This window comes from Pseudomonas sp. LARHCG127, assembly GCF_052871455.1.
In genome coordinates this window covers 213,902-232,968 of record NZ_JBIXJT010000006.1, presented here as the reverse complement: position 1 = coordinate 232,968, position 19,067 = coordinate 213,902, and the positions used below count along the sequence as shown (strand labels likewise).

Genomic DNA, 19,067 nt, shown 5'->3' with positions numbered 1-19,067 from the left:
CGGGAGCAAGCTCCCTCGCCACAGGGTCGGGTCGTCAGGGCAATGTCACTTCAATCCCGGTAGAACACCTGCACCAGGTGATAGCCAAACTTGCTCTTGATCGGCCCGTGCACCACCCGCAGTGGCTTCTTGAAAATCACCGCATCGATCACCCCGACCATCTGCCCCGGCCGTACTTCGCCCAGGTCACCGCCGCGCTTGCCCGAGGGACAGGTAGAGTATTTCTTGGCCAGCACATCGAACGCTTCGCCCTTGGCGATGCGTTGCTTGAGCTGTTCGGCTTCTTCGGCGGTTTTCACCAGGATATGGCGGGCTTGGGCTTTCATTGCAGCGGTGACCTGAAGGGTGCGACGGGGCGGCGATTATGCCTCAAGTCAGCCGCCATGGTTGATCATCGTCCGAATCTTGTTGGCCAACAGATCGAGGGTGAAAGGCTTGGCGACCATGTCCATGCCCTGTTCGAGGAATCCTTGGCGTTCGGCGGCTTTCTGCGCGTAGCCCGTCATGAACAGCACTTTGAGCCCCGGGCGGTGCTGGCGGGCGATTTCCGCCAGTTGCCGGCCATTCATGCCCGGCAGCCCGACGTCGGTCACCAACAGGTCGATGCGTTGCTCCGATTCCAGCAGGGGCAATGCCATCATGGCGTCCTGGGCCTCGAGTGCGGTGTAGCCCAAGGTCTTCAACAGGTCGAGCACCAGCATGCGCACGGCGGGTTCGTCTTCCACCAGCAGTACGGTTTCCCCGGCGATGGCCGGTGGTGCCTCGACCGTCTCCGGCGTGGCGGGTTGCTGGGCCGGCGCAACGTGCAAGCGCGGCAGGTACAGTTGCACACGCGTGCCCTGGCCCGGCACGCTGTCCAGGTTGAGGTGACCACCGGACTGTTGCGCAAATCCGTAGATCATCGACAAGCCCAGGCCGGTGCCCTGGCCGATGGGCTTGGTGGTGAAGAACGGGTCGAAGGCCTTGGCCAGCACGGCGGGGGTCATGCCGCTACCGTTGTCGCTGACGGCGATCATCACGTAGTCGCCGGCCTTGACCGGCTCCAGGCTGTTGATGTCCGTGCCGTCGAGGTAGACGTTGGCGGTTTCGACGATCAATTCGCCGCCCTCGGGCATCGCATCGCGGGCGTTGATCACCAGGTTGAGCAGGGCGTTTTCCAGCTGGCTGGCATCGGTGCTGACCGGCCACAACTCATTGGCCAGTTGCAGGCGCAGCACGATGTGATCGCCGGTGGTCCGGCTCAGCAGGTCTTCGAGCGAGCGCACCAGCTCGTTGGCGTCCAGCGGCTTGCGGTCCAGGGATTGTCGACGGGAAAACGCCAACAACCGATGGGTCAGGGCCGCGGCGCGGTTGGCCGAGGACACCGCCGCTTCGGTGAAGCGGCCGATCTCGGCGGCACGGCCAGCAGCGATGTAGCGTTGCATCAGGTCGAGGCTGCCGAGAATGCCGGTCAGCATGTTGTTGAAGTCATGGGCAATGCCGCCGGTGAGCTGGCCCACGGCTTCCATTTTCTGCGCATGGCGCAGGGCTTCTTCGGCGCGCTCGCGCTCGAACATCTCGCTTTGCAGCCGATGGTTGGCCTCGGCCAGTTGCTGGGTTCGAGCGATGACCCGTTCCTCCAGCGTTTCGTTGAGGTTGCGCAGGGCTTCCTCGGTTTTCCGGCTCTCGGTTTCGTCGATCACAAAGATGTAGAAGCCGTTCACCGCACCGTCCGCGCCGTGGCGCGGCAGGTAGTTGATCAAGGAATGGCGCGGGCGACCGTCGCGATGGTCCGACTGCACGGCAAAGCTGCACGGCTTGCCGGCCAGGGCGTCGGCGATCTGCTGGGCGCGGGCGGCATAGGCCTCATCGCCGAGCACTTCGCGGATGGTCTTGCCGTAGAGCTCCTGCGGAGTCATGCCGTACCAGTCCAGGTAGGCGCTGTTGTTCAGCCGGAAACGCTCCTCGCGGTCCACGTAGCTGATGAGGATCGGCATGGCGTTGATGATCAGTTGCAACTCGGTCTGGCTCTGGCGCAGGGCCTGCTCGGTGCGCTTGCGTTCGGTCAGGTCCAGGGCCGCGCCCAGGAAACGCTTGGGCCGGCCGTGGCGGTCCTTGTAGCAGCGGCCGCGCACATATACCCAGCGCAACTCATTATCGGGCTGCAGCAGCCGGTACTCCTCGGCGTATTCGGTGCCGTGGGTGATGCAGTGCTTGATGCTGCGGGCAACCATCGCCCGGTCTTCGGGATGCACGCCTTCAAGATAGGCGCTGATGGGCAATTGTCGCGACAGCTCCGGATCGACGCCATGCAGCAGGGCGAAATGCGCGTCGGCAATAAAGCGGTCCTCGCTGATGTCCCAATCCCAGGTGCCCAGCGCGTCGGCGGCGGCCAAGGCCAGTTGCAGGCGTTCTTCGCTTTCGTGCTGGGCCTTGAGGCTGGCCTCGGAACGCCGCTCGAACTCCATGGCCAGGCGGCGTCGCTCGCTGGTCTCGATGGCGGTGACCAGAATGCCGGCGACGCTGCCGCTTTCGTCACGCACCGGGCTGTAGGTCAGGTCCAGCCAGACATCGCAGAGACGGCCGGCGAAGGGCACGCGCCATCGCTGATCGCGGCAAGTGTGGGTCTGGCCTTGTAACACCCGCTGATAAATCCCTTCGGTCGTGCCTTTGAGTTCGGGCCATGCTGCATGGGTCGGCTGGCCAAACGCTCGAGGGTGCTTGTCACCAGCCAGTCGGCCGAAGGCGTCGTTGTAGAGGTGGGACAGCTGCGCGCCCCACAGCAAGGCCATGGGCATGGGCGAATGGAGCACGATGTCCACGGCGGTGCGCAGGCTCTGGGGCCAGTCCCGGGCGGTGCCCAACGGGGTCTGGGCCCAGTCCACCTGGCTGACCAGGCGTTGTGTATCGCTGCCGGCGGGTGTCGCGTTCATCACGCACTCCCTGCCTGTCGTGTCTGTACCACGGCGTCTACTATCCTTTGAGGAAGGTAAGTGCGAGTGGGGCTGAAAGATTTCATGTTCGGCTCAGCTTGTTTCATTGATGTCTCGCGGAAGTTTCAGTCCATGGAAATCGATCCGTTGTTGCGAATCCTGGCGAGCCAGAATGGTTCCGACCTTTACATGTCCACGGGCGCGCCGCCATGCGCGCGTTTCGAAGGGGTGATCAAGCCCTTGGCTAACGAGGCCTTCAAGGTCGGCGACATTGCCCGTCTCGCCGAGTCTTTGATGGACGCCGAACAGCGCCTTGAGTTCGATCGGGAATTGGAAATGAACCTGGCGATTTCCCTGGCGGGCGTCGGGCGGTTCCGGGTCAATATCTTCAAGCAGCGCAACGACGTGTCCATGGTGATTCGCAACGTCAAGCTGGATATCCCGCGCTTCGAAGACCTGAAACTGCCCCGGGTGTTGTTGGACACCATCATGCAGAAACAGGGCTTGATGCTGTTCGTCGGTGCGACAGGCTCGGGCAAGTCGACCTCCCTGGCGGCGCTGATCGATTACCGCAATCGCAACAGCAGCGGTCACATCATCACCATCGAGGATCCGGTGGAGTACATCCATCGGCATAAGAAATCCATCATCAACCAACGGGAAGTCGGTGTCGACACCCGCAGTTTTCATGCCGCCCTGAAGAACACGTTGCGCCAGGCACCGGATGTGGTGCTGATCGGCGAGATCCGCGATCGGGAAACCATGGAGCATGCCCTGGCTTTTGCCGACACCGGGCACCTGGTGATTTCCACCTTGCATGCCCATAACGCCAACCAGGCCTTGGACCGGGTGATCAATTTCTTCCCGGAGGAACGCCGGCCGCAGTTATTGAACGACCTGGGCAACAACCTCAAGGCGTTCGTCTCCCAGCGTCTGGTACGCACCCGCACTGGCCAGCGGCGGGCTGCGGTGGAAGTGATGCTGGGTTCACCGACGGTGGCCGACCTGATCCGGCGCAACGAACTTGGCGAGCTCAAGTCCATCATGGAAAAGTCGGAGGAACTGGGCATGCAGACTTTTGACCAGGCGCTGTTCAACCTGGTAGTCGAAGGGGCCATCGACGAGGAAGAAGCGCTGAAAAATGCCGACTCGGCGAACAACCTGCGGTTGCGTTTGAAGCTGCATACCGAGTCGGGCGCGGCGGCGCCACCGGCTGATCCAGCGGCGGGTGAGTGGGGGTTGATGGATTGATTGTTTTAAAGGGAGACCGCGTTATCGTTCATCGCGAGCAAGCTCGCTCCCACGGTGGATTGCTGTGAATACAAAACTTTTGATCACCGCGATCCCCCTGTGGGAGCGAGCTTGCTCGCGATGAGGCCCTGACGGTCAGCTCGCCAGCTCAGGCCGATCGCGAAACTGCTCCAGCGCCCCGGGATTGGCCAGGGCATCGGTATTCTTCACCGCTTCGCCATGCACAACGTTGCGCACCGCCAACTCCACCACCTTGCCACTGATGGTCCGCGGGATATCAGTGACGGCGAGGATCTTCGCCGGCACATGCCGTGGTGTGGTGTTGGCCCGGATGACCTGGCGAATCCGTTGTTCCAAGGCCTCATCCAGCATCACGCCATCACGCAGGCGCACGAACAGCACCACCCGGACATCACCCTGCCATTGCTGGCCGATGGCGACGCTGTCCAGCACCTGCTCGACCTTTTCCACCTGCCGGTAGATTTCCGCGGTGCCAATGCGCACACCGCCCGGGTTGAGCACGGCATCGGAGCGTCCATGGATCAACAGGCCGCCGTGGGGCAGTTCCTCGGCGTAGTCACCCTGGGCCCATACCCCGGGGAATTGGGCGAAGTAGGACGCGCGAAGTTTTTCCTGCCGAGGGTCGTTCCACAAACCAATGGGCATCGCCGGGAAATGCCGGGTGCACACTAGCTCACCCTTTTCGCCGATGACCGGCGTGCCAGCCTCGTTCCAGACTTGCACGGCCATGCCCAGGCTCTTGCCCTGCATTTCGCCCCGGTGGACCGCTGACAGCGGGTTACCGTTGACGAAGCACGACACAATGTCGGTGCCGCCGGACATCGAGGCCAGGCAGACGTCGGGCTTGAAATCCCGGTACACGTAGTCGTAGCTATGGGGCGCCAGTGCCGAGCCGGTGGACAGGAGGGTTTTCAGGCTGTCCAAGCGATGCGTTTGCCGTGGCTTGAGGCCCTCGCTTTCCAGGGCCGCGAGGAATTTGGGGCTGGTGCCGAACACGCTGATGCGCTGCTGATCGATCAGGTCCAGCAAGCGCGCGGGACCGGGGTGGAACGGCGAGCCATCGTAGAGCACCACCGCGCTGCCCACGGCGAGGGCCGACACCAGCCAGTTCCACATCATCCAGCCGCAGGTCGTGTAGTAGAACAACCGATCCTCGGGACCGAGGTCGACGTGCAGGCCATGTTCCTTGACGTGTTGCAGCAGCACGCCGCCAGTGCCATGGACGATGCACTTCGGCACGCCGGTGGTGCCACTGGAGTACAGGATGTACAGCGGGTGGTCGAACGGGACGCTGACGAATTCCGGTTCGCCACCGCTTCGGTAAAAGTCGTTCCACAACGCGACGGCGGCCGAGGTCTTGAAGTCCTCGACGCGGGCCTCAGGCTGGGCATAAGGCAGCACGATCAATTGCTGCAATGATGGCAATCGTTCAAGGATCTCGTTGATCTTGGGCCGCTGGTCGATGGTTTTCCCGGCATAGCGATAACCCGCGCACGTGATCAACACCTTGGGCTCGATCTGGCCGAAGCGGTCGATGACGCCCTGGGTACCAAAATCCGGCGATGAGCACGACCAGATGGCGCCCAGGCTGGTGCTGGCGAGCATTCCCACCAACGTCTGCCAGGTGTTGGGCATGCAGGCGGCGACCCTGTCGCCCCGGGTCACGCCGGCCGCTTGCAGGCTTTTTTGCAGGCCGGCGACCTGGGCGGCGAGTTCGGCCCAGGTCAGGTGTTCCTCGTCGCCGTTTTCGGCCAGCGCTACCACGGCGAGGGCGTCATCGCGGCGGCGCAGCAGGTGTTCGGCGAAGTTCAGCGTGGCGCCCGGGAACCACTGGGCGCTGGGCATTTGCGCACCCTCCAGCAGTACCGCGTCGGGGGCTTGGTGAAAGCGAATCTCGAAGAAATCGACGATGGCCTGCCAGAAGGCCTCGCGCTGGTCGATGCTCCAGGCGTGCAGGGCAGGGTAGTCGTTCAGTTGCAACTGATGCCGCGCGTTGGCGAACCGGCGAAAGGCGTCCATGCGTGACTGGGCGATGCGTTCGGGGCTGGGTTGCCAGAGGATGTCGGACATGGGGTGCCTCTTGTTTTTTCGGGCTTATAAACATTGCAGCACAAGGCGCACTTTGTGGCGAGGGAGCAAGCGGTGAAACGGTGCTTCCTGTAGCCAGGTCGCTTCTGTGGCGAGGGAGCTTGCTCCCGCTGGGCTGAAGCAGACCCAATAGGCGGCCGCTACGCAGCCGAGCGGGAGCAAGCTCCCTCGCCACAAAGAGCGCTTTCACCACACAAGGTTGCGTATCTATTGAGCCAACCACCCCCCATCGATATTCCACGCCGCGCCCCGCACCTGGCTCCCGGCTTCACTGCACAGGAACAGCACCAGTTCCCCCAGTTGCGGCGGGGTGACGAATTCCAGGGACGGCTGTTTCTCGGCCAACAGGTCGTGCTGTGCCTGTTGCGGGTCGACGCCCGTGGCAATGCGATCATCGATCTGTTTTTGCACCAGCGGCGTCAGCACCCAGCCCGGGCAAATGGCGTTGCAGGTCACATTGCTGGTGGCGGTTTCCAGGCCGACCACCTTGGTCAAGCCGATCACCCCATGCTTGGCCGCGACATACGCCGCCTTGCCCACCGAACCGACTTGGCCATGCACCGAAGCGATATTGACGATCCGTCCCCAGCCCTTGGCCCGCATGGCCGGCAGGCTCAGGCGGGTGGCGTGGAACACCGATGACAGGTTGATGGCGATGATCGAATCCCAGCGCTCCACCGGGAAATCCTCCACGGCGGCCACGTGCTGGATCCCGGCGTTGTTCACCAGGATGTCCACGCCACCGAACTCACGCTCGGCGTAGGCGAGCATGTCGGCGATCTGTGCCGGGTCACTGACGTCGGCCGGGTGATGGCCGACCTTGCCGCCGAACTGTTTCACCTCGGCGATCACCGTCGAGGCATCGCCGAAGCCGTTGAGGATCAGGTTGGCGCCGGCCTTGGCCAGGCTCAGGGCGATGCCCAGGCCGATGCCGCTGGTGGAGCCGGTGACCAGGGCGGTCTTGCCCGAAAGAGGGGTTGTCATGGGGAACCTCACACAATGCCAGTGGCGTAGAACACACCGATCACGAAGAACACCGCGAGGGTCTTGATCAGCGTAATGCAGAAAATGTCTTTATAGGCTTCGCGATGGGTCAGCCCGGTTACCGCCAGCAGGGTAATCACCGCGCCGTTGTGGGGCAGGGTGTCCATGCCGCCGCTGGCCATGGCGGCCACCCGGTGCAGCACTTCCAGGGGAATGTTGGCGGCGTGGGCGGCGCTGATGAAGGTTTCCGACATCGCCGCCAAGGCGATGCTCATGCCGCCCGAGGCGGAGCCGGTGATGCCCGCCAGCAGCGTGACGGTCACCGCTTCGTTGACCAGCGGGTTGGGAATGCTCTTGAGCCAGTCGGCCAGGACCAGGAAGCCCGGCAAGGACGCGATGACGGCGCCGAAGCCGTATTCCGACGCGGTGTTCATCGCCGCCAGCAACGCACCGCCCACCGCGCTCTTGCTGCCTTCGGCCAGTTTGCTGCGAATGGCCCGGAAGCCGAACAGCAGGACCATGATGATGCCCACCAGCAACGCCGCCTGCACCGCCCAGATCGCGGTGAGCTTGGCGATGTCGCTGGTGACCGGGGCGGTCATCCCCGGCAGCGCCAGGCTGTGGGTCTTGCCATACCACTGGGGAATCCACTGGGTGAACAGCAGGTTCATGACCCCCACCGCCAGCAGCGGCGAAACGGCAATCCACGGGTTCGGCAGTTTGATGTCTTCGGCGGTTTCCGGTTCATTGCGCAGCTCGGTGCCGTAGCCTTCGCCCTCGCGTTGGGCCTTGTTGCGTTGGCGTTGCAGGAACAGCATGCCGAGGCTGAACACGAAGACCGTACCGATCACGCCCAGCCATGGTGCGGCCCAGGCGGTGGTGTTGAAGAACGTGCTGGGGATGATGTTCTGGATCTGCGGCGTGCCGGGCAGGGCGTCCATGGTGAACGAGAACGCGCCGAGGGCGATGGTGGCCGGGATCAGCCGCTTGGGAATGTTGCTCTGGCGGAACATCTCGGCGGCGAACGGGTACACCGCGAACACCACGACGAACAGCGACACGCCGCCGTACGTCAGCACGGCGCAGACCAGCACGATCACCAGCATGGCCTGGCGCGTCCCCAGCAAGCGAATCGCCGCGGCGACGATGGAGCGGGAGAACCCCGACAACTCAATCAGCTTGCCGAACACCGCACCGAGCAGGAACACCGGGAAGTAGAGCTTGATGAAGCCGACCATTTTCTCCATGAACACCCCGGTGAAGGCAGGGGCGACGGCGGACGGGTCGGTGAGCAGGACGGCACCGAGGGCGGCGATGGGGGCGAAGAGGATAACGCTGTAGCCACGGTAGGCGGCAACCATCAGCAGCGTGAGAGCTGCCAAGGCAATGATCACACTCATGGTGTGTCTCCTGGATTGTTATTGTTGTGGTGAAGCGGTGGCGGGGCTATAGCGAGTTTTGTGCCAGGTGTGTAACTGGCTGAAATATAAGGGTTTTATTTGTGTTTATAGGAGTGGGTTGAATGATTTGTCTCTAATCGGAGATCTTTCGGGGCTGGGCTGGCCTCATCGCGAGCAAGCTCGCTCCCACAGGTTGACCGGGTATTCCAGGAAAACCCCGGCCCCCTGTGGGAGCGAGCTTGCTCGCGATGAGCGCAAAGCGCTCCCCCATCAGCAGTCTACCAATAGAGAAATAAAGTCTCTTTATTGAGACTCTGCAATCCCCAACGCCACCATCTTCTTGTACAGCGTCGACCTCCCCAGCCCCAACCGCTCGGCCGCTTCGACCACCTTGCCCCCGCATTGCGCGAGGGTGGTTTCGATCAATTGCCGGTCGAAGCGCGCCCGGGCCTGGCTGAAGGTTTCGTGGGGCAGGGGATCGACGCTCACGTCCGCTGGCCGCGCCACCGGCGTGAACGTCCCGATGGCCGCGCGGATGTCCGCCGCCGTGAGCACCAGGTCATCGCTGAGCAGCGCGGCCCGTTCCAGCACATTGCGCAGCTCGCGGATGTTGCCCGGCCACGCGTGTTGCCGCAGCAGGTCGAGGGCGGCGGGGTTCAGTTCGTGCTGGCTGCGCAGTTCTTCCAGGATCGCTTCGCTCAGGGCCGGCAAATCATCCAGGCGTTCGCGCAACGGCGGGACCTGGATCGGCAACACGTTGAGGCGGTAATACAGGTCGGCGCGGAACTCTCCACGCTTGATCGCCGCTTCCAGGTCCATGGAGGTGGCGGCGATCACTCGCACGTCGCTTTGCAGCACCTCGTTGGAGCCCACGGGTTCGTATTCCTTTTCCTGGAGCACCCGCAGCAGTTTGCTTTGCAGCGGCAACGGCATGTCGCCGATCTCGTCGAGGAATAGCGTGCCGCCTTGGGCAATCTGCAGCTTGCCGGCGCGGCCCTTGCGGTCGGCCCCGGTAAAGGCCCCCGGCGCGGTGCCGAAGAACTCGGCTTCCAGCAGTGATTCAGGAATCGCCGCGCTGTTGATGCTGACGAATGCCTTGTGTGCCCGCGGCGAAGCGCTGTGGATGGCCTGGGCCAGCAGTTCCTTGCCGGTGCCGGTTTCGCCGAGCAGCAGCACTGGCGAATCAGCACTGGCGCTGCGCCGGGCTCGACGTTTGACCTCAAGGCCGGCGCTGCTGGTGCCAATGAAATGGGCAAAGTTGTACTTGGTTTGCCGCGCCCGCAGCAGCGAACGGGTGGAGGCCAGCTCTTCCTGCATGCTCAGGTAGCGCTTGAGCATCGGCGACAGGCTGTGCAATTCATCGAACAAGGCAAAACCGATGGCACCGATCACCGCACCCGCGCTGTCGTGGATCGGCAGGCGCATCACCACCAGCGGCTCCTTGGGGGTGTCCTGCATGTCCAGCAGGATCGGCCGCCCGGTGCGCACCACTTCCCGCAACAGGCTGCTGGGGATCACGCTCTCGCACGCCCGGCCAATCGCCTCCTGCGCCGAGTTCAGGCCGAAACGGCGGGCGTAGCGCTCGTTCATCCAGACGATATTCGCGTCACGGTCGACAATCACCGTGCCTTCGCTGGACTGCTCGATGATCTCGAACAACGAGCGGATCGCCAGCGTGCGCACGCGCTTGTAATCCTTGAGGCTTTCGGTGGGGTTCATGCTAGTTCCAGAATGTGTGGGTTCTGTTCGGGCCTCTTCGCGAGCAGGCTCGCTCCCACAGGTGATCTTCGGTGTGCTGAAGATCCAATGTGGGAGCGAGCCTGCTCGCGAAGGCCGCGACGCGGTCCAACTGCATAACGCCGATTATGCCCACCCCGGATGCGCCGCCGCCAACAACTCCTTGGTATAGGGATGCTGGGGTGAGTCGAACACGTCATGGCTGGCGCCTTGCTCGACCACCTTGCCGTCCTTGATCACGATCATGTCGTGGGCCAGGGCGCGGACCACCGCCAGGTCATGGCTGATGAACAGGTAGGTCAGGCCGTGCTTTTCCTGGAGCTGGCGCAGCAGGGCGACCACTTGTTTCTGCACGGTGCGGTCCAGGGCCGAGGTCGGTTCGTCCAGCAGGATCAGGGCCGGCTTGAGCACCAGGGCCCGGGCGATGGCGATGCGTTGGCGCTGGCCACCGGAAAACTCATGGGGGTAGCGGTGGCGGCTCTGCGGGTCGAGTCCTACTTCCTTGAGGGCCTGGATCACCTGCGCCTCACACACCTCGGCGGTGGACGGGCTGTGGACTTCGAGGCCTTCGCTGATGATCTGTTGCACCGACATGCGCGGGCTGAGGCTGCCGAACGGGTCCTGGAACACCACCTGCATCTTTTTGCGCCACGGCCGCAGGGCCTTGTGGGATAACTGTTCGAGGGCATGGCCCTGGAAGTGGATGCTGCCTTCGGATTCGATCAGCCGCAGGATTGCCTGGCCCAGGGTGGACTTGCCGGAACCGGATTCGCCGACGATGCCCAGGGTCTTGCCGCGCTGGATGCTCAGGCTGATGCCGTCCACGGCGCGCAAGTATTCCTTGCGTCGGAACAGCCCGCCGCCCAAGGCAAAACTCACCCGCAGGTCCCGCACCTGCAACACGTCTTCGCGTTCGTCCCGAGGCAGGGCCTCCCCTTCCGGTTCGGCGTGCAGCAGCTCGCAGCTGTAGGGATGCTTCGGTGCGCTGAACAGGGTTTCGCAGGGTGCCTGCTCGACAATTTCCCCGGCCTGCATCACGCACACCCGCTGGGCGATGCTGCGCACCAGGTTGAGGTCGTGGCTGATCAGCAGCAAGGACATGCCGAGCCGTTGCTGCAAGGACTTGAGCAGCAGCAGGATCTTGCGCTGCACGGTCACGTCCAGCGCCGTGGTCGGTTCGTCGGCAATCAACAGCTCCGGCTCGCAGGCCAGGGCCATGGCGATCATCACCCGTTGCCGCTGGCCGCCGGACAGTTGATGAGGGTAGGCCTTGAGCCGCTCGGCGGGCTTCTGGATGCCCACCAGGGCCAGTAGTTCGAGGATGCGCTGGCGCGCCGCTTTGCCGCCCAGGCCCCGGTGCAGCATCAGGGTTTCACCGATCTGCTTTTCGACGCTGTGCAGTGGGTTGAGCGAGGTCATCGGTTCCTGGAAGATCATGGCGATGCGGTTGCCGCGCAACTCCCGCAGGGTCTTGGCCTCGGCCCCCAGCAGTTCCTGGCCACGGTAGCGAATGCTGCCGGTGGTGCGAGTGCCGGTCTCGGGCAGCAATTGCAGGATCGAATGGGCCGTCACCGACTTGCCGGAGCCTGATTCGCCCACCAGGGCCAGGCATTCGCCGGGGCGGATGTCCAGGCACAGGTTGCGCACCACCGTCTGGTCGTTGAAGGCCACGCTCAGGTCGCGGATTTCGATCAGGTTGTCGCTCATCTCAAGGTTCCGCTTCATGGCTGTTTTCAAGACCGTGGATCAAAGGCGTCGCGCAACGCCTCGCCGATGAATACCAGCAGGGAAAGAATCAGCGCCAGGGTGAAAAATGCCGTCAACCCCAGCCACGGCGCTTGCAGGTTCTGTTTGCCTTGGGCGATCAACTCGCCCAGCGATGCGCTGCCGGCCGGCATGCCGAAACCGAGGAAGTCCAGGGCGGTCAGGGTGGAGATCGCCCCAGTGAGGATGAAGGGCAGGTAGCTCAGGGTGGCGTTCATCGCGTTGGGCAGGATATGCCGCACGATCACCTTGCGGTCGGACAGGCCCAGGGCCCTGGCGGCCTTGACGTACTCCAGGTTGCGTCCGCGCAGGAACTCGGCGCGGACCACGTCCACCAGGGCCAGCCAGGAAAACAGTGCCATGATCCCCAGCAGCCACCAGAAATTCGGCTCGACGAAGCCGGACAGGATGATCAACAAGTAGAGCACCGGCAGCCCGGACCAGACTTCCAGCAAGCGCTGTCCGAGCAGATCCACCCAGCCGCCGTAATAGCCCTGCAACGCACCGGCGGCGATGCCGATCAGCGCGCTGATGGCGGTCAGGGCCAGGGCGAACAGGATCGACACCCGCGCGCCGAAGATCACCCGGGCCAGCACGTCCCGGGACTGGTCATCGGTGCCCAGCCAGTTCACCGCCGAGGGCGGGCTCGGGGCCGGCTGGTTGAGGTCGTAATTGGGCGTGTCGTCGCTGAACGGGATCGGTGGAAACCACAGCCAGCCGCCGTCCTTGTGGATCAGGTTCTGCACATAGCTGCTGCGGTAGTCGGCCTGGAACGGCAACTGCCCGCCGAATGCCTGTTCGGTGTAGCGCTTGAACACCGGGAAATACAGCGAGCCTTGGTAGCTGACCACCAGCGGTTTGTCATTGGCGATCAACTCGCCGCCCAGGCTCAGGATGAACAGGCCGATGAACAGCCACAATGACCACCAGCCCCGACGGTTTTTCTTGAAACGTTCGAAACGTCGGCGGCCCAAGGGGGAAAGCTTGAACATCAGGCGTTCCTCGCGGCGAAGTCGATGCGCGGGTCCACCAGGGTGTAGCAGAGGTCGCCGATGAGTTTGATCAGCAGGCCGAACAGCGTAAAGATGAACAGCGAGCCGAACACCACCGGATAATCCCGCGACACGGCGGCCTCGTAGCTCATGCGTCCCAGGCCATCGAGGGAAAAGATCACTTCGATCAGCAAGGAACCGGCGAAGAACACGCTGATAAACGCTTGGGGAATGCCCGAGACCACCAACAGCATCGCATTGCGGAACACGTGGCCGTAGAGCACCCGGCGTTCGCTCATGCCCTTGGCTCGCGCGGTGACCACGTACTGGCGGGTGATTTCATTGAGGAACGAGTTCTTGGTCAGGATCGTCAGGGTGGCGAAGCCGCCGATCACCAGCGACGTGACCGGCAGCACCAGGTGCCAGAAGTAATCGGCGATCTTGCCCAGCGTCGACAGCGACTCGAAGTTGTCCGACACCAGCCCGCGCACCGGAAACCAGTTCAGCGAGGTGCCGCCGGCAAACATCACGATCAGGAACATCGCGAAAAGAAACGCCGGCATGGCGTAGCCGATGATGATCGCCGTGCTGCTCCACACATCGAATGCCGAGCCGTGGCGCACGGCCTTGCGAATGCCCAGGGGGATCGACACCAGGTAGGTGATCAAGGTCGCCCAGAGCCCAAGGGAGATGGTTACCGGCATTTTTTCCAGGATCAGGTCGGTGACCGTGGCGCCGCGGAAGAAACTCTTGCCGAAGTCGAGGCGGGCGTAGCTGCTGAGCATCAGCCATAGGCGCTCATGGGCCGGCTTATCGAAGCCGTATTGTTTTTCGATGTCCTTGATCAACTGCGGGTCGAGGCCGCGACTGGCTCGGGAGCTGCCGGTCATCTCACCGCCCGAGCCGCCGACGCTGCCGCCGCCGATGCCTTGCAGGTGGGCGATGGCCTGTTCCACCGGGCCGCCGGGTGCGGCCTGCACGATGACGAAGTTCACCAGCAGGATGATCACCAGGGTGGGAATGATCAGCAGCAGGCGCCGCGCGATATAAGCCCACATCAATGCGGCCCTCCGGGTGTGCCGCGCCTGAGGCGTTCGGCGCGCATCTGCTCGTTGGTCAGCGGCGTGGTGCTCACTTCCCACCAGCTTTCGATGGCTTCGTCATTGCTGGCCTGGACCTTTGGCATGCCGAAGCGGTTCCACCACACGGTCGAGCTGCCCGGCGGGTAATAGTTGGGGATCCAGTAGTAATTCCATTGCAGCACCCGGTCCAGGGCGTGGGCATGGTGCAGCATGTCGGCCTGGGTGCTGGCCTTGACCAGCCCGTCGATCAGGGCGTCCACCGCCGGGTTCTTCAAGGCCATGTAGTTGTTGGCCCCTGGATCGTTGGCGGCCGCCGAGCCGAAGTAATTGTAGAGTTCCATGCCCGGCGAAGTGCTGACGGGATAGCCGGTGATGATCATGTCGTAGTCGCGACTCATCAGGCGATTGACGTACTGGGAGGCATCGATGCGGCGAATGCTCATGTCGATGCCGATCTGCGCCAGGGTTCGCTTGTAGGGCAGCAGCAGGCGGTCGATACCGTTCTGGCTGTTCAGGAAGGTGAAGCTCAGCGGTTCGCCCTCGGCATTCACCAGGCGGTCGCCCTCGGGTTTCCAGCCGGCCTGTTCCAACAAGGCCAGGGCTTGCAGTTGTTTGTCGCGGATCACGCCGCTGCCATCGGTTTTCGGGGCCTGGAAGACCTGGGTGAAGACTTCGTCGGGAATCTGCCCGCGCAACGGCTCGAGAATCGCCAGCTCGCCGGCGTCCGGCAGTTTGCGGGCGGCGAGGTCGGTGTTGGAGAAAAAACTCTGCTGACGCACATAAAGGTTGCGCATCATCTGGCGGTTGCTCCATTCGAAATCCCAGAGCATCGCCAGGGCTTGACGCACGCGGCGGTCCTGGAATTGCGGTTTTTGCAGGTTGAAGACAAAACCCTGGGCGGTCTGGGGCGCCTCTTTGGCCAAGTGAGCCTTTTGCAGGCGCCCGTCCTGCAGGGCCGGGCCGTCATAGCCGATGGAGTATCCGGTGGCGGAAAATTCCCGGTTGTAGTCATAGGCGCCGCCGCGCAGCACCTGGCGGGCGACGTCGGTGTCGCCGAAATATTCGATGCTGAAATGGTCGAAATTGTAGAGCCCGCGACTGACCGGCAAGTCCTTGCCCCACCAATCGGCATTGCGTTCGAAGGTAATGCTGCGCCCGGAATCGACCTTGCTCACCCGGTACGGGCCACTGCCCAGTGGGGCCTCGTAGCCGCCGCCGTTGGCGAAATCGCGGGTCTTCCACCAATGTTCGGGAAAGACCGGCAGGGTGGCGACGTCCAGGGGCAGCGTGCGGCTTTCGTTGTTCTTGAAGTTGAAGCGCACGGTGCGCTCGTCCTCGACCACGACGTCCTTGACCGCCGCGAACTGGGTGCGATAGCGCAGGCTGCCTTGGGTCATCAGCAGCTCGAAGCTGTAGCGCACATCCTCGGCGGTGATGGGCTTGCCATCGGCGAAGCGGGCCTTGGGGTTCAGGTAGAAGCGCAGGGACAGGCCATCGTCGGCACGCTCCATCTTCTGCGCCACCAGGCCATAAACGGTATAGGGCTCGTCCAGCGAGCGCTGGGCCAGCGGCGAATACAGCATCCCGTCGATCTGGCTGACGCCGATGCCTTTGTCGATGTAGGGCAGGATGTGGTCGAAGTGGCCGATCTCGATGGCCGAGCGGCGCATGGTCCCACCTTTGGGGGCCTGGGGATTGGCGTAGGCGAAGTGGCCGAAGCCTTCGGCATATTTGGCGGGTTCGCCATAGACGGTCAGGGCATGTTGCGGTGCTGCATCGACGCCTGGGGCGCCTGTGAGCAGGACCGCGGCAGTCAATAGCAGTGAAGAAAACGCCAGTCGCATTGTCAGCCTTAAAGCCGGGTGAACGTTGACACTGATTTGTACGCGAGCGGCGGCTGAATCGCCAGCCCTTGTGGCGAGGGAGCTTGCTCCCGCTCGGGTGCGCAGCAGCCGCCAATGGTTGGGCCCGCTTCGCAGTCCAGCGGGAGCAAGCTCCCTCGCCACAATGAATCACATCACCCTTGAGTGAAGGGTCTCTGTACCGGAATCAGTCCTGGCGGCTGGTGACTTCCAGCAAGTGGTAGCCGAACTGGGTCTTGACCGGGCCCTGGACCGTATTGATCGGCGCGCTGAACACGACAGTGTCGAATTCCTTGACCATCTGGCCCGGGCCGAACGAACCCAGGTCGCCGCCCTGACGGCTGGATGGGCAGGAAGAGTTGGCCTTGGCGATTTCGGCGAAATCGGCGCCGCCTTCGATCTGGGCCTTGAGTTCGTTGCACTTGTCTTCGCTGGAAACCAGGATGTGGCGGGCAGTGGCTTTGGCCATGGGGCAAAATTCCTTTCAATGTATTCAAAGGTGTTGAGCCTACCGGATTCATCGACGGGGTGTTGTCAAAATTGCGTCAAAACCTTGGACCCGGCGATCAAAGGCCGGCCTTGCGCAGGCGCTCGGCGTGGCGCAGGTAAAGCTCTGCGGGGTCTGTCCTCAAGCATGCCTTGCCACTTCCAGGGTTGATGGCCTCCATGTGGTCCATGGGGTAGTCAGAGCGAATGACCCTGCCCAAGTGCGAACTGAAACGCCCGACCAGGCCGTCGTTCTGCCCGGCTTCGGTGATGAAGTATTCGGAAAAGGCGCGGCAGAAAGCCTGCAAAGGCGCCTGTTCTTTATCCACCGATTCTTGCAACGTGCCGCTCCATGAGTAGTAGCGCACGCCGTTGACCCGGTCCGGTCCGTTCCCGCCCCAGTGCTTCGGCAGGCCCTGGGGGTATTTGTCATTGAAGGCGCCAACGCCTTCTGTGGTCATAGCCGCCAGCGCGGCGACGGCGGCCGGCGATAGCTGCGCCTGGCCGTCCAGCAACGAGATGAAGTCAGCGAACAGCGTGGCGACACCCCGTGCCACATGCCCCGGCAGTCGTCCGGGGGTAAGGGCCTTGCGCAGGAAATCGGCCAGTTCGGAGCCATGGTTGGGGCCGCTGACCGAGGTGACCGAGGCCACTATGTCAGGTGCCAGCGCGGCGGCATACCGGGCGGCCAGCGCGCCCTGGCTGTGGCCGATCAGGTTGACCCGAGTAGCACCGGCGCCGGCCAGGACCCGATCGATCTGCGCCAGCAGTTGTTCGCCTCTGGCCTCGTTGGAGTGGGTGGCCGACAAGTACGGGATGAACACCCGGGCACCGCCTGCGCGTAGGGACTGTTTGATGCCATGGAAAAGTTCGACGCCGCCGATCTTGTCAAACCCGAACAACCCATGGACCAGCAGGATGGGAAATTGAGTGGTTGCATTCCGTTGCATGTTCGTACCTTTTTCGAAGAGGTTCACCTTGAATTTGCGACTTCACTCTAATGCAGGCTCATCCTGTGTGGTGTAGGAAGGAACCGCCCTGATCCAGGGAAACCGGAATAAAAAAAGTGGGAATAGTGGGAGGTAACCCGGTGGCGCTCAAAGGTGTAGGAGACCTCCGATAACCGTTGTCGTTTGCAGCTACAGGTTCGAGCGCCAAGGGCTCACTCCCGCTGTCGCCTTGTCTGGCTGTGGGTTTGCCGCGGGCGGGTTTTAATGGCTCCATCAGGCGCCGTTATCGGAACGGTGCCTTCATCCAAGGACTGGAGCTTGCACATGATCACCTATCCATCGCTTCAACGACCCCGTTCAATGTCCGAAACCAGGTTGCCACCACCGGTCCTGGCGGCGGCCAGGGACGGGGTGATCAACCCCGCTTGGCGCAAGGCTGTGGTTACCGTCAAGCCGTATCCCATGATGACGTGCGGGGATGAGGTGCTGCTGCGTTGGCACGGCGTCAACAACGATGGCGAACCCTACCGGCATGAAGTGGCCGGGTTCGTCACCGAACGGCAAGTGGGGCGAGACGTCGTGTTCGTCGTGCGCGAACCACACATCGCCGAGTTGGACGGTGGCTCGCTGGAGATCTCCTACCAAGTGACGGGCAAACGGTTGCCGGGCACGCTGGCTTCGGAACCCCTGCAACTGGGGATCGGCGATGCCGCGCCGCAACTGCTGCCTGTCATTGCCAACGATGCGGTGGGTGGCAGTCTCGATCCAAACCGGGTGCCTGAAGGAACCTGGGTGAGCATCCGGCCCTACGCCAGGATGGCGGTCGGCGATCGCTTGATCCTGACGGCCAGCAAGGATTCCAACGCGCTGTGGCGCGATGTGCTGGACATAGAAGCCTACGCGGTGGGGCGTAAGGTATCGCTCTGGATCGATCATTCGTTGATCGCTCCCCATGAAGGGCACGACCTGGCCTTGGTCTATGGGGTCCGGCACGGGCATTCGGTGCGTCGTGCCGAGCCTTTGTCGCTGCACATCGGTCCGCTGCGGCGTCCTGCGCTGAAGGCGCTCCAGATCCTGGAAATGAACGCCGGGTGGCTGGAGGTCGACGACCTGCAAGAAGGGGTGACGATTGTCATCGATGACCCCGGGCTTGAGGCGGGAGAGTGGGTTTGGTTGCAGTGCGATGGCAACTCCACTCATGTGCTTGAGCGCGAAATCACCGAGGCCACGGCAGGCAAATCGCTCAAGTTTGTGATTCCTGCCAGTTATTGGCAGGAACAGCGCGACAGGTCGGTGAGCGTGTTTTATCAGGTCGAGCGCCTGGATGATGTCAGCCAGCGGTCCGAGTGGGTGACGGTCCAGGTCCGCTCCCGCGCGCCAGGCTGACTCAAGGCGTGCGCCGCCTTTGTGGGAGCGAGTTGACCACCAGGCCGGCAGTCACCCAGGACCAGTTGTGGGGGGGGGGGGGGGGGGGGGGGGGGGGGGGGGGGGGGGGGGGGGGTGTTGGGGGGGGGGGGGAGGGGGGGGGGACCGGCCCC

General features: G+C 63.1%; 14 protein-coding genes. 2 read left to right on the top strand and 12 right to left on the bottom strand.

Translation table 11 applies throughout. The features are described 5' to 3' along the window. Positions 1-50: 50 nt before the first annotated feature. Both ACIPQ1_RS12790 and ACIPQ1_RS12785 read right to left on the bottom strand, forming a co-directional pair. Complete coding sequence (locus ACIPQ1_RS12790; RefSeq protein ID WP_003182808.1) at positions 51-326, bottom strand: peptidylprolyl isomerase; 276 nt, start codon at positions 324-326, stop codon at positions 51-53. A gap of 48 nt (positions 327-374) precedes the next feature. After that, positions 375-2,912 (bottom strand): PAS domain-containing protein, encoded by a 2,538-nt coding sequence (locus tag ACIPQ1_RS12785; RefSeq protein ID WP_446534231.1) that lies wholly within the window; start codon positions 2,910-2,912, stop codon positions 375-377. Positions 2,913-3,044: 132 nt separating this feature from the next. On the opposite strand from ACIPQ1_RS12785, the gene ACIPQ1_RS12780 reads away from it, so the two are divergent. Further along, complete coding sequence (locus ACIPQ1_RS12780; RefSeq protein WP_411385012.1) at positions 3,045-4,163, top strand: PilT/PilU family type 4a pilus ATPase; 1,119 nt, start codon at positions 3,045-3,047, stop codon at positions 4,161-4,163. 135 nt (positions 4,164-4,298) lie between these two features. Here the strand turns inward: ACIPQ1_RS12780 and ACIPQ1_RS12775 are convergent, their stop codons facing one another. The 10 genes from ACIPQ1_RS12775 to ACIPQ1_RS12730 all read right to left on the bottom strand — a co-directional run bounded on the left by ACIPQ1_RS12775 (position 4,299) and on the right by ACIPQ1_RS12730 (position 17,529). After that, the gene (locus ACIPQ1_RS12775) at positions 4,299-6,254 is read right to left on the bottom strand and encodes an acetoacetate--CoA ligase (protein WP_411385011.1); all 1,956 of its coding nucleotides are present in this window, start codon (positions 6,252-6,254) and stop codon (positions 4,299-4,301) included. Between the two features lie 225 nt (positions 6,255-6,479). Continuing rightward, a complete protein-coding gene (locus ACIPQ1_RS12770; protein WP_250965432.1) occupies positions 6,480-7,256 on the bottom strand; it encodes a 3-hydroxybutyrate dehydrogenase in 777 nt (258 codons plus the stop codon). An 8-nt stretch (positions 7,257-7,264) separates the two neighbouring features. Then, on the bottom strand, positions 7,265-8,656 hold the full coding sequence (locus tag ACIPQ1_RS12765; RefSeq protein WP_434705814.1) for a GntP family permease: 1,392 nt from the start codon (positions 8,654-8,656) through the stop codon (positions 7,265-7,267). A gap of 303 nt (positions 8,657-8,959) precedes the next feature. Beyond that, positions 8,960-10,375, bottom strand: coding sequence for a sigma-54 interaction domain-containing protein (locus tag ACIPQ1_RS12760; RefSeq protein ID WP_446534230.1), 1,416 nt, complete (start codon positions 10,373-10,375; stop codon positions 8,960-8,962). A 144-nt stretch (positions 10,376-10,519) separates the two neighbouring features. Further along, positions 10,520-12,100: an ABC transporter ATP-binding protein gene (locus ACIPQ1_RS12755; RefSeq protein WP_411387529.1), complete on the bottom strand. Its 1,581-nt coding sequence runs from the start codon at positions 12,098-12,100 to the stop codon at positions 10,520-10,522. A 26-nt stretch (positions 12,101-12,126) separates the two neighbouring features. Continuing rightward, positions 12,127-13,149: an ABC transporter permease gene (locus ACIPQ1_RS12750; protein ID WP_411385009.1), complete on the bottom strand. Its 1,023-nt coding sequence runs from the start codon at positions 13,147-13,149 to the stop codon at positions 12,127-12,129. After that, positions 13,149-14,207 (bottom strand): microcin C ABC transporter permease YejB, encoded by a 1,059-nt coding sequence (locus ACIPQ1_RS12745; protein WP_411385008.1) that lies wholly within the window; start codon positions 14,205-14,207, stop codon positions 13,149-13,151. Before ACIPQ1_RS12745 ends, ACIPQ1_RS12750 begins: the two co-directional genes overlap by 1 nt. Next, a complete protein-coding gene (locus ACIPQ1_RS12740) occupies positions 14,207-16,075 on the bottom strand; it encodes an extracellular solute-binding protein (RefSeq protein WP_446534229.1) in 1,869 nt (622 codons plus the stop codon). The genes ACIPQ1_RS12745 and ACIPQ1_RS12740 overlap by 1 nt, the downstream gene beginning before the upstream one ends. Before the next feature lie 205 nt (positions 16,076-16,280). Beyond that, the gene (locus ACIPQ1_RS12735; protein ID WP_060752577.1) at positions 16,281-16,562 is read right to left on the bottom strand and encodes a peptidylprolyl isomerase; all 282 of its coding nucleotides are present in this window, start codon (positions 16,560-16,562) and stop codon (positions 16,281-16,283) included. 97 nt (positions 16,563-16,659) lie between these two features. Beyond that, on the bottom strand, positions 16,660-17,529 hold the full coding sequence (locus tag ACIPQ1_RS12730; RefSeq protein WP_446534228.1) for an esterase/lipase family protein: 870 nt from the start codon (positions 17,527-17,529) through the stop codon (positions 16,660-16,662). Between the two features lie 360 nt (positions 17,530-17,889). Between ACIPQ1_RS12730 and ACIPQ1_RS12725 the strand changes: the two genes are divergently transcribed. Then, positions 17,890-18,915, top strand: coding sequence for a hypothetical protein (locus ACIPQ1_RS12725; RefSeq protein ID WP_411385005.1), 1,026 nt, complete (start codon positions 17,890-17,892; stop codon positions 18,913-18,915). Positions 18,916-19,067: the final 152 nt, after the last annotated feature.

Bases quoted from the DNA above. Each gene is read 5' to 3' on its own strand.
- ACIPQ1_RS12790 (WP_003182808.1), bottom strand. From the start codon at position 326: ATGAAAGCCCAAGCCCGCCATATCCTGGTGAAAACCGCCGAAGAAGCC.
- ACIPQ1_RS12785 (WP_446534231.1), bottom strand. From the start codon at position 2,912: ATGAACGCGACACCCGCCGGCAGCGATACACAACGCCTGGTCAGCCAG.
- ACIPQ1_RS12780 (WP_411385012.1), top strand. From the start codon at position 3,045: ATGGAAATCGATCCGTTGTTGCGAATCCTGGCGAGCCAGAATGGTTCC.
- ACIPQ1_RS12775 (WP_411385011.1), bottom strand. From the start codon at position 6,254: ATGTCCGACATCCTCTGGCAACCCAGCCCCGAACGCATCGCCCAGTCA.
- ACIPQ1_RS12770 (WP_250965432.1), bottom strand. From the start codon at position 7,256: ATGACAACCCCTCTTTCGGGCAAGACCGCCCTGGTCACCGGCTCCACC.
- ACIPQ1_RS12765 (WP_434705814.1), bottom strand. From the start codon at position 8,656: ATGAGTGTGATCATTGCCTTGGCAGCTCTCACGCTGCTGATGGTTGCC.
- ACIPQ1_RS12760 (WP_446534230.1), bottom strand. From the start codon at position 10,375: ATGAACCCCACCGAAAGCCTCAAGGATTACAAGCGCGTGCGCACGCTG.
- ACIPQ1_RS12755 (WP_411387529.1), bottom strand. From the start codon at position 12,100: ATGAGCGACAACCTGATCGAAATCCGCGACCTGAGCGTGGCCTTCAAC.
- ACIPQ1_RS12750 (WP_411385009.1), bottom strand. From the start codon at position 13,149: ATGTTCAAGCTTTCCCCCTTGGGCCGCCGACGTTTCGAACGTTTCAAG.
- ACIPQ1_RS12745 (WP_411385008.1), bottom strand. From the start codon at position 14,207: ATGTGGGCTTATATCGCGCGGCGCCTGCTGCTGATCATTCCCACCCTG.
- ACIPQ1_RS12740 (WP_446534229.1), bottom strand. From the start codon at position 16,075: ATGCGACTGGCGTTTTCTTCACTGCTATTGACTGCCGCGGTCCTGCTC.
- ACIPQ1_RS12735 (WP_060752577.1), bottom strand. From the start codon at position 16,562: ATGGCCAAAGCCACTGCCCGCCACATCCTGGTTTCCAGCGAAGACAAG.
- ACIPQ1_RS12730 (WP_446534228.1), bottom strand. From the start codon at position 17,529: ATGCAACGGAATGCAACCACTCAATTTCCCATCCTGCTGGTCCATGGG.
- ACIPQ1_RS12725 (WP_411385005.1), top strand. From the start codon at position 17,890: ATGTCCGAAACCAGGTTGCCACCACCGGTCCTGGCGGCGGCCAGGGAC.